Origin of the sequence: Streptomyces sp. NPDC050703 (genome assembly GCF_040654435.1) — a bacterium.
Taxonomy (GTDB): domain Bacteria; phylum Actinomycetota; class Actinomycetes; order Streptomycetales; family Streptomycetaceae; genus Streptomyces.
Genome location: NZ_JBFAHX010000025.1, coordinates 102,616 through 111,964 on the forward strand (window position 1 = coordinate 102,616; position 9,349 = coordinate 111,964).

Genomic DNA, 9,349 nt, shown 5'->3' on the forward strand with positions numbered 1-9,349 from the left:
GCCCGTCACGCCGCGGGCTCAATGCCGAGTTCGGCGAGCAGGCCGCGGATACGGCGCTCGATCTCGTCGCGGATCGGCCGGACGGCCGCGACGCCCTGTCCGGCCGGATCGTCGAGCTGCCAGTCCAGGTACCGCTTGCCGGGGAAATAGGGACAGGCGTCACCGCAGCCCATGGTGATCACGACGTCGGATGCCTGCACCGCCTCGGTGGTGAGGACTTTCGGCGCCTCGGCCGAGATGTCGATGCCCGACTCCCGCATCGCCTCGACCACGGCCGGGTTCACCGTGTTCGCGGGGGCGGACCCGGCCGAGCGGACCTGGACCCGGTCTGTACCGAGGTGGGTGAGGAAGGCGGCGGCCATCTGAGAGCGGCCCGCGTTGTGGACGCACACGAACAGCACGGACGGCTTGGTCTCACACACGGGCGGAACCTTCCGGGGAGACGACCGGTCCGGCCGCCGGGGCGGTGTGGGGGAAGAAGCGTCGGGCGGCGAGGGCGACGTGGACGAGGCCGATGAGGACGGGGACCTCGATGAGGGGGCCGACGACTCCGGCGAGGGCTTGGCCGGAGGTAGCGCCGAAGGTGGCGATGGCGACCGCGATGGCCAGCTCGAAGTTGTTGCCCGCGGCCGTGAACGCCAGCGTGGTGGCCTTCGGGTAGTCCAGTCCGACCACGCGCCCGGCGGCCATGGACCCGGCCCACATGAGGGCGAAGTACACCAGCAGCGGCAGCGCGATCCGGACGACGTCGAGCGGCTGGGAGGTGATGGCGTCGCCCTGGAGGGCGAACAGCACCACGATCGTGAACAGCAGGCCGTACAGGGCGAACGGGCCGATGCGGGGGATCAGCTTCGTCTCGTACCAGGTGCGGCCCTTGGCCTTCTCGCCGAGGCGGCGGGTGAGGAACCCGGCCAGCAGCGGGACGCCGAGGAAGATCAGCACACTGCGGGCGATCTCCCAGACGGACACGTCGAGCGCGGTCTGCTCCAGGCCGAGCCAGCCGGGCAGGACGGAGAGGTAGAACCAGCCCAGCAGGCTGAACGCGAGCACCTGGAAGACGGAGTTCAGGGCGACCAGGACGGCGGCGGCTTCGCGGTCGCCGCAGGCGAGGTCGTTCCAGATGATGACCATGGCGATGCAGCGGGCGAGGCCGACGATGATCAGGCCCGTGCGGTACTCGGGCAGGTCCGGCAGGAAGATCCAGGCCAGGGCGAACATCAGGGCCGGGCCGACGACCCAGTTCAGGAGCAGGGACGGGATCAGCAGGCGCCGGTCGCGGGTGACGGTTCCGAGGCGGTCGTATCGGACCTTGGCGAGCACCGGGTACATCATCACGAGCAGGCCGAGCGCGATCGGCAGCGAGACGCCGGTGACGGTGACCTTCGCGAGCGCGTCCCCGAGACCGGGCACGAGGCGGCCCAGGCCGAGGCCGGCCGCCATCGCGATCAGAATCCACACGGCGAGGAACCGGTCCAGGAACGACAGCCGCCCGGCAACCGGCCCCGCGGGTACCACCGTGGTGGTCGCTTCGCCGCTCACGAGGCGGCCCCGGCAGACGCGGTCTCGGTCAGGGGCTGTCCGGCGGGGCGGGTGAGGATCGCCGCGAGGCGGTCGGTCATCTGCGGCAGCAGTCGGTAGTACACCCAGGTTCCGCGCCGCTCGGAGTCGATGAGTCCGGCCTGCTTCAGCAGTTTGAGGTGGTGGGAGATCGTCGGCTGTGACAGGTCGAAGGCCGGGGTGAGGTCGCAGACGCAGACCTCTCCGCCCGCGCGTGAGGCGATCATCGACAGCAGGCGCAGCCGGACCGGGTCGCCCAGGGCCTTGAACACCTTCGCCAGCGTCTCGGCCTGGTCCTCGTCCAGCGGGGCGCTCAGCAGGGCGGGGCAGCAGCCCTCGGCGCCGTCCTGCCCGAGCACCACAAGCTCTTGTTTCGACATGCTTCTATGTTGACGTTTTTCGATCCAAGGCGCAAGGTTGCATCGACAGGCATCGATACAACCGAACCGGGGAGACCGCCATGTCCCGTGCCCAGCTCGCGCTCAACGTCGCCGACCTCGAAGCGTCGGTGACCTTCTACTCCAAGCTGTTCGGCGTCGAGCCCGCCAAGCGCCGTCCCGGCTACGCGAACTTCGCGATCACGACCCCGCCGCTCAAGCTCGTCCTCATCGAGGGCGAGCCGGGACAGGAAACCCGCCTGGACCACCTCGGCGTCGAGGTGGAGACCACCGACGAGGTCACCGCGGCCACCGACCGCCTCAAGGAGGCGGGGCTCGCCACGTTCGAGGAGAACGACACCTCCTGCTGCTACGCCGTCCAGGACAAGGTCTGGGTGACCGGCCCCGGCAAGGAGCCGTGGGAGGTCTACGTCGTCAAGGCAGACGCCGACCAGATGGGCAAGAGCCCCGTCGCCGGCGGGGACGCCTGCTGCTCCGGCCAGGAGGAGAGCACCGAGCCCGTGCCGGCGGCTTCGGGCTGCGCCTGCGGCAGCTGAACGGCGACGCTCACCCTTCTTCCGGCTCCTCCTCCCGCGCGGCCTCGGGATCGCGCAGGGGGCACAGCCCCTGGCCGGGGCCGCTGGCCTGGCAAGCCTGGCGGATCTGGCCCCGGCCGCCGTGGCAGATCGCGCGGGCGAGCCGGTGGCGGGACTCCTGCACGGTCAGCTGCCGGTTCATCAGCCGGCGGTAGGTGTCGTCGACCGGGTCGACCAGGGCGAGCAGGTGCATGGTCTTGTCGATCCGCCCGTACTCGGCGAACGCCGCCCCCAGCGGGGTCGGGTGGCCCTCGCGGCCGAACATCCGCAGCAGGTCGTACGCCCGCACCTGATGGGTGATGAGCGATCCCGCGACCCGGAGCATGTCGGGCCAGTGCCTCATCAGTCAGAAACCCCACCGGCACGAAACGGACCGTAGCCAGCACCAACGACCGCCCGACCATCTTTCCGTGCACCCCAGCGGACCCTCCAGCCGACGTGCCGGCCGACCATGATCGTTCTCACCGGGATTCCCTGGACCTCAACTACTCACACCCGCTTCCGCACCTTCTCCACCTTCCCTACTGTTTTACTAGGAAAGTATTGACGCCTGCTCGCCGCGTGCGGAGGATGAGGAACGTGCCCCGTACACACCGTTGGGGCACACCGGCAGCCGGACCGCCCAACGCCGTGTATCGGGACCGAACTTGAGGAGACCTCCGCCATGGGCGTCGCCACCGCACCGGCCGTTCCCGCTCCGGACTCCGAGCGGGACGGGCCCGGCCGTGAGCACTGGCTGCGCGTGGCCCGTGAGGCGGCGGACGACCTGGCCACCGACGCGTCCGCGCGGGACCAGGCGGGGAAGACGCCGTTCGACGAGGTGTCCCGGCTGCGCGAGGCCGGTCTCCTGACGCTGCTCGTACCGGCCGAGGCGGGCGGGGGCGGCGCGGACTGGCCCACCGCCTACGCCGTGGTCAGGGAGATCGCCGCCGCGGACAGCTCGATCGCCCAACTCCTCGGCTCGCACTACTTCCTGTCCAGCGGCGCCCGCTTCTTCGGTGAGCCGCCGCTCGCCGACCGCGTCGAGCGGCGTACCGCGGCGGAGCAGTCGTGCTGGGGCGGCGGCTTCGCCCACCGCGAGCCGCCCCTGACACTCACCAGGTGGGGCGAGGGTTACACGGTGAGCGGACGGCAGAGTCACACCACCGGCGTCCTCGTCGCCGACCGCGTCGCCGTGCGGGCCATGCGGGGGGACACCGGCGAACCCCTGGCCGTCGTCGTCGACGCCTCCCACCCCGGGGTGCGGATCGACGACGACGCCGACACCTTCGGCCAGCGCCTCGCCGCGGGCGGCACGGTGGAGTTCGACGCCGTGCGGGTGTCCGGCGACGACGTGCTCGGCTCGCTCTCCGCCGACGAGGACATCCTGTCGCCGCCCGCCGCCCTGGCCTCCCCCGTCGGGCGCCTCCTCGCCGTCCAGCTCCGCCTGGGGATCGCCGAGGGGGTGCTCGCCGAGGCCCGCGAGTACAGCAGGGCGGGGCACTCGGCCCGGCAGCCGGCGTGGCCCGTCGAAGCCCCGCGGGACCCGCACGCGCTCACCGTGCACGGAGAGCTGACGGTCCTGACCCGCTCCGCGTCCGCGCTCGGCACGCAGGCCCTGGACGCCGTCGGCGAAGGGCTCGCGCGGGGCGCGAAGCTCTCGTACGACGAGTACGCGGAGATCTCGGTCCTCGTGGCGATGGCCGAAGCCGCCGCGGCCGACGCCGTGCGGGAGACCACCACTCGCGCACTCGACATCATCGGCGCCACCTCCGCCTCCGCCCGGCTCGGCTTCGACCGCTTCTGGCGCAACGCCCGGACCCACGCCCTGCACGCGCCGGGCGCCCACCGGCTCCGCGACGTCGGCGACTTCGTCCTCAACGGCGCGCACCCGCCGTTCGTCCTGCCCGCCTGACCCTTCACGGCATCACGGCGGTTCAGCTCGCGGCAGGGCGGGGCGCGAACGCGGTGGCGGTCACCACCTCGACGCCCGAACGCGGCGCCCGCCTGCGCGACCCCGGTGCGACCCACGTCCTCGACCGCACCGGCGAGGGCGGCGCCGACGCGCCCGCGGGCTTCGACGTGGTGCTCGACATGGTGGGCGGCCCCCAGCTCCCCCACTTCCCGGACCGGTTGCGGGACAACGGGCGGTATCTGGCCGTCGGTGTGGCCGGCGGGCTGCCTCCGGCGGACTTCGGCATGCGGCCCATGGACGCCTTCCGCAGGTCGTTGTCGTTCGCCACGTTCAGCGCGGACACCGTGCCCGGCCCCTACCGGCAGGCCGTACGCTCCGCCCAGTTCGCCGATGCCGCGCACGGGGACCTGCGCACGGTCGTACACGAGACGCTCCCCCTGTCCCAGGCGGCCAGGGCCCACCGCGCGATGGACGCCGGGGAGGTGTTCGGCAGGGCCGTGCTGGTGCCCTGATCCCCGGGCGGATGCGGTACGGCGGCGTCCGCGGTTGAGCCCAGCAATGCGCCGGTCCTCCGGGGCCGGCTCATTGTGAACGCCGTACTTCACCGGGGTTTCCTGCGTTGCGGGCGACATAAGCCCTCCCTCACGGCGTTGACCCGGCCGATCTCCGCTGGGACGCTCTCGGTGTGAGCATGCACGAGGAATTCACCGCGCGCCTGCACGTCGATCTGCGACGTCAGGCCAGCGCCATCTGTGCCGCCGGACAGTAAGTCCGCCGCCGGGCACCGCTTTTCCACGCGCCCCTTTTCCTCCTGCCCGCGCGGTTCGTTTCCCCTTTTCCTCGCGCATTTCGAACAGGACGCATACATGGCCGCCAAGGCATCGACCCGACGTCAGTTCCTCTCCCTGCTCGCTCTCTCCGCGGCGGCCGTGAGCTGTGGCGCATCGGCGACCGCCACGTCCGGCGGGGGCCGGACCAAGACGCTCCGCTACCAGGGCTGGGCGGGGCAGGTCACCTTGCCCGAACTCGCCGCCGACCTGGGCTATCTGAAGGACGTGAAGCTGAAGTGGGTCGGCAACACCATCAGCGGGCCCCAGGACATCCAGTCCGCGGCCACGGGCCAGACGGACTTCGGCGGCGCCTTCAACGGCGCGGTCGTCAAACTCGCCGCGAACAACGCCCCGATCAAGGCGGTCATCAGTTACTACGGCGCCGACAAGGACGCCTACAACGGCTTCTACGTCCTTGAGGACAGCCCGATCCGCTCCCCCCGTGACCTGATCGGCGCGAAGGTCGGGATGAACACCCTCGGTGCCCATTCCGAGGCCATGCTCGACATCTACCTGCAACGGGGCGGGCTGTCCCGCAAGGACAGGGACAAGGTCGAGCCGCTGGTGGTGCCGCCGGTCAACACCGAGCAGTCCCTGCGGCAGAAACAGATAGAAGTGGCCGTGCTCGGCGGCGTCCTGCGGGACAAGGCACTCGCGGCCGGCGGAATCCGTCCGCTGTTCACCGACCATGAACTCCTCGGTGATTTCAGCGCGGGCACTTTCGTGATGACGGACCGTTTCCTGAAGGCCAATCCCGACACGGCCCGTACGTTCGTCACCGCTGTCGGACGGGCCATCGAATGGTCCCGTTCCACACCGCGCGCAGAGGTCATCGACCGGATGACGAGAATCATGGAGAAGCGCGGACGCAACGAGGACACCGCTCCCCTCAAGTACTGGAAGTCCTACGGGGTCGCCGAGAAGGGCGGCCTGATCACCGGCAAGGAACTCCAGCTCTGGATCGACTGGCTGGCCGAGCGCGGCGACATCGAAAAGGGCCGGGTCGACCGGGCCGACCTCTACACCAACGAGTACAACGCCTCTGGCGAGAGCGGGAACTGACCCATGCCGGAACCCACCACCCCCGTAACCACCACCCCCGTACCCACCGCGCCGAAGATCGTCTTCGAGGGTGTGCGCAAGGAGTTCGCCGCCAAGGGCCGCGCGGGCACCCGGCGGTCCGGGCCCGTCACCGCCCTGGACGGCATCGACCTGGAGATAGCGGACGGGGAGTTCTTCGTCCTGGTCGGACCCAGCGGTTGCGGGAAGTCGACGCTGCTGGACCTCCTCGGCGGTCTGGCCCGGCCCACCACCGGGCGCATCCTGGTGGACGGCACGCCCGTGACCGGCCCCGGCCTCGACCGCGGCATCGTGTTCCAGCAGTACGCGCTGCTGCCGTGGCGCACCGCCCAGGGCAACGTCGAGTTCGGCCTGGAGGCCACCGGCGTACCGCGTCGGCGACGCGCGGCACGGGCCCGGGAGTTCCTGGACCTCGTGGGCCTCAGGGGATTCGAGGACCGCCATCCGCAGGAGCTGTCCGGCGGGATGCGGCAGCGCGTGGCCATCGCCCGCAGTCTCGCCTACGACCCCGGCGTCCTGCTGATGGACGAGCCGTTCGCCGCGCTCGACGCCCAGACCCGGGAGTCGCTCCAGGACGAACTGCTGCGCATCTGGCAGCGCACGGGGAAGACCGTCGTCTTCATCACCCACGGCATCGACGAGGCCGTCCGCCTCGGGCAGCGCGTCGCCGTCATGTCGTCGAGGCCGGGGCGGATCAAACGGATCGTGCCGATCGCCTTCGAGGCCCGATCGGGCACGGACGACGTCCGCTCCAGCCCGGAGTTCGCGCGGCACCGGCACGAGATCTGGTCGCTCCTGCGCGACGAGGTGGCGAGGGCGCAGGAGCTGGAGAAGGAAGAGGTTGCCTCATGAGTCCGACGACCCGCGCCGCCGCTCCCGAGGGGCCGGCCACCGCCGCCCCCGAGCAGTCCACCGGGGCCCCGCCCGGTAGCTCCGTACCCGAGAAGGTGAGGCTGCGAAAGACACCCCCGCGGACGCCCTCACCACCGTCCTCGAAGGCCACGCCGCCGGAAGTGGCGCCACCGGGGCCCCGGTCGGCCGCGGCCCCCGCGGCGCTCGGCCGCCGGGTGGCGCACCGGCTGCCGCGGCTGCTGCTCAACGCGGTGACCAGGTCCGCGGCCGTCGCGGCGCTCCTGCTGCTGTGGGAGACCGCGCCCCGCCTCGGTCTCGTCGACCGGACCTTCCTGCCGCCGTTCAGCGAGGTCACCGACGCCTGGTGGGGCCTGGCCGCCGACGGGCAGCTCGCCGACAACGCACGGGCCAGCCTGGTGCGCTCCTTCAGCGGCTTCGGCATCGCCGTGGCCCTCGCCGTACCGCTCGGGCTGCTGATCGGCTGGTACCGGCCCGTCGCGGACCTCCTCGGGCCGCTCCTGGAAGTCTTCCGCAACACCGCCGCGCTCGCCCTGCTGCCGGTGTTCGTGCTGCTGCTCGGCATCGGCGAGACCTCGAAGATCTCCATCGTCGTGTACGCCTGCACGTGGCCGATCCTGCTCAACACCATCAGCGCGGTGCGCAACGTCGACCCGACCCTGCTCAAACTGGCCAGGTCGATGGACCTGCCGGCGCCCCGGCTGTTCCAGAAGGTGATCCTGCCGGCCTCCGTACCGGTGATGTTCACCGGCATCCGGCTGGCGGGAGCGGTGTCCATCCTGGTCCTCGTGGCCGCCGAGATGATCGGCGCCAAGGCCGGCCTGGGGTATCTGATCAACGCCTCGCAGTACAACTTCGCGATCCCGCAGATGTACGCGGGCATCATCACGATCTCCGCCATCGGCGTGGCCTTCAACCAGCTCCTGGTCGCCGCGGAGCGACGGCTCAGCTCCTGGCGCGTCCCCACGGCCGGGTGACCCGCGCGCACACCGGCCGCGACCGTCCAGAGCCCCCCTCGCCCTCTGTCCTCACCCACCCCATGCCCTCATCCGCCCCCGTGAAAGGAAACCCGCACATGAGCACCACCGGCACAGGATTCGACATCCGCAGGATCGGCGGTCGTATCGGCGCCGAGATCCACGGTGTGGACCTCTCCGCGGAACTCGACCCCGCCATCGTCGCGGAGATCAACTCCGCGCTCCTCGAACACAAGGCACTCGTCTTCCGCGACCAGGGCCTCGACGACGCGGGCCAGCTCCGCTTCGCCTCGCTCTTCGGTGAACTGACCGCCGCGCACCCGACGGTCCCCTCGGTCGACGGCCGGCCCGAGATCCTGCCCGTCGACGGCGGCGAGGGAATCCGTGCCAACCACTGGCACACGGACGTCACCTTCGTCCGCACGCCCCCGAAGGCGTCCACGCTGCGCAGCATCGTGGTCCCGCCGTACGGCGGCAACACGCTCATCGCCAACTCGGCCGCCGCGTACCGGGATCTGCCGGACGCGCTCCGCGATCTCGCGGACCGGCTGTGGGCCGTGCACACCAACGACTACGACTACGCGGCCCCGAAGACCGAGAAGGCCGCCGAGCACCGCAGGCGGTTCGTCTCCCGCAAGTACCGCACCGCGCACCCGGTCGTGCGCGTCCACCCCGAGACCGGGGAGCGCGGTCTCTTCATCGGCGGCTTCGCCCAGAGCATCATCGGGCTCAGTCCCTCCGAGTCCCGCGATCTGCTGCGCATCTTCCAGGCGTACGTCACGCGTCCCGAGAACATCGTGCGCGTGGTCTGGTCGCCGGGCGACCTCGTCCTGTTCGACAACCGCATCACCCAGCACTACGCCCCCGACGACTACGGCGACCTGCCGCGCCTGCTGCACCGGGTGACCGTCGCGGGCGACGCCCCCGTCGGTGTCGACGGCACGCCCAGCCGTGTCGTCGAGGGAGACGAGGCCGCCCATTACACGCCTTCGGCGGCCTGACCCCGTTGGCCGCCTCGGCGGTCACCGGTCCGCTCCGTACCGGATAATGCCCGTATGCGGATCTCAGCCAGGGCGGACTACGCGGTACGTGCCGCACTGCAACTCGCCGCGTCACGCGATGACGGGCCACTGAAGGCCGAGGCCATCGCCGACGCCCAGGACATCCC

The 9,349-nt window shown here is 71.1% G+C and carries 10 protein-coding genes and 3 pseudogenes; 9 read left to right on the forward strand and 4 right to left on the reverse strand.

Annotated elements, in window-relative coordinates; genetic code table 11:
- Positions 1–5: 5 nt before the first annotated feature.
- The 3 genes from AB0I16_RS23030 to AB0I16_RS23040 are packed head-to-tail and all read right to left on the reverse strand — an operon-like array spanning position 6 to position 1,937.
- Complete coding sequence (locus tag AB0I16_RS23030; RefSeq protein ID WP_363251364.1) at positions 6–422, reverse strand: arsenate reductase ArsC; 417 nt, start codon at positions 420–422, stop codon at positions 6–8.
- Entirely contained in the window at positions 415–1,539 is a 1,125-nt protein-coding gene (arsB, locus tag AB0I16_RS23035) for an ACR3 family arsenite efflux transporter (protein WP_363251366.1), read from the reverse strand. The genes AB0I16_RS23030 and arsB overlap by 8 nt, the downstream gene beginning before the upstream one ends.
- Positions 1,536–1,937, reverse strand: a complete 402-nt coding sequence (locus AB0I16_RS23040; protein WP_363251368.1) for a metalloregulator ArsR/SmtB family transcription factor — start codon at positions 1,935–1,937, stop codon at positions 1,536–1,538. The genes arsB and AB0I16_RS23040 overlap by 4 nt, the downstream gene beginning before the upstream one ends.
- 80 nt (positions 1,938–2,017) lie before the next feature.
- On the opposite strand from AB0I16_RS23040, the gene AB0I16_RS23045 reads away from it, so the two are divergent.
- Entirely contained in the window at positions 2,018–2,491 is a 474-nt protein-coding gene (locus AB0I16_RS23045; protein WP_363251370.1) for an ArsI/CadI family heavy metal resistance metalloenzyme, read from the forward strand.
- A gap of 97 nt (positions 2,492–2,588) precedes the next feature.
- Here the strand turns inward: AB0I16_RS23045 and AB0I16_RS23050 are convergent.
- A pseudogene (locus tag AB0I16_RS23050) lies at positions 2,589–2,867 on the reverse strand (Tn3 family transposase); the annotation flags it as partial.
- A gap of 327 nt (positions 2,868–3,194) precedes the next feature.
- On the opposite strand from AB0I16_RS23050, the gene AB0I16_RS23055 reads away from it, so the two are divergent.
- The 8 genes and pseudogenes from AB0I16_RS23055 to AB0I16_RS23090 form a co-directional block, all read left to right on the forward strand.
- On the forward strand, positions 3,195–4,424 hold the full coding sequence (locus AB0I16_RS23055; RefSeq protein ID WP_363251371.1) for an acyl-CoA dehydrogenase family protein: 1,230 nt from the start codon (positions 3,195–3,197) through the stop codon (positions 4,422–4,424).
- Positions 4,406–4,936 (forward strand): annotated as a pseudogene (locus AB0I16_RS23060) (zinc-binding dehydrogenase); the annotation flags it as partial. The gene AB0I16_RS23055 and the pseudogene AB0I16_RS23060, both read left to right, overlap by 19 nt.
- 179 nt (positions 4,937–5,115) lie before the next feature.
- Positions 5,116–5,193, forward strand: a complete 78-nt coding sequence (locus AB0I16_RS23065; protein WP_363251381.1) for a putative leader peptide — start codon at positions 5,116–5,118, stop codon at positions 5,191–5,193.
- A 97-nt stretch (positions 5,194–5,290) separates the two neighbouring features.
- Positions 5,291–6,316 carry an ABC transporter substrate-binding protein gene (locus AB0I16_RS23070; protein ID WP_363251372.1) on the forward strand — a complete coding sequence of 342 codons (1,026 nt, stop codon included), beginning with the start codon at positions 5,291–5,293 and terminating at the stop codon, positions 6,314–6,316.
- 3 nt (positions 6,317–6,319) lie between these two features.
- Positions 6,320–7,186 carry an ABC transporter ATP-binding protein gene (locus AB0I16_RS23075; RefSeq protein ID WP_363251373.1) on the forward strand — a complete coding sequence of 289 codons (867 nt, stop codon included), beginning with the start codon at positions 6,320–6,322 and terminating at the stop codon, positions 7,184–7,186.
- On the forward strand, positions 7,183–8,181 hold the full coding sequence (locus AB0I16_RS23080) for an ABC transporter permease (RefSeq protein ID WP_363251374.1): 999 nt from the start codon (positions 7,183–7,185) through the stop codon (positions 8,179–8,181). Before AB0I16_RS23075 ends, AB0I16_RS23080 begins: the two co-directional genes overlap by 4 nt.
- A 98-nt stretch (positions 8,182–8,279) precedes the next feature.
- Complete coding sequence (locus tag AB0I16_RS23085) at positions 8,280–9,182, forward strand: TauD/TfdA family dioxygenase (protein WP_363251376.1); 903 nt, start codon at positions 8,280–8,282, stop codon at positions 9,180–9,182.
- A 54-nt stretch (positions 9,183–9,236) separates the two neighbouring features.
- Positions 9,237–9,349: pseudogene (locus AB0I16_RS23090) on the forward strand (transcriptional regulator); the annotation flags it as partial.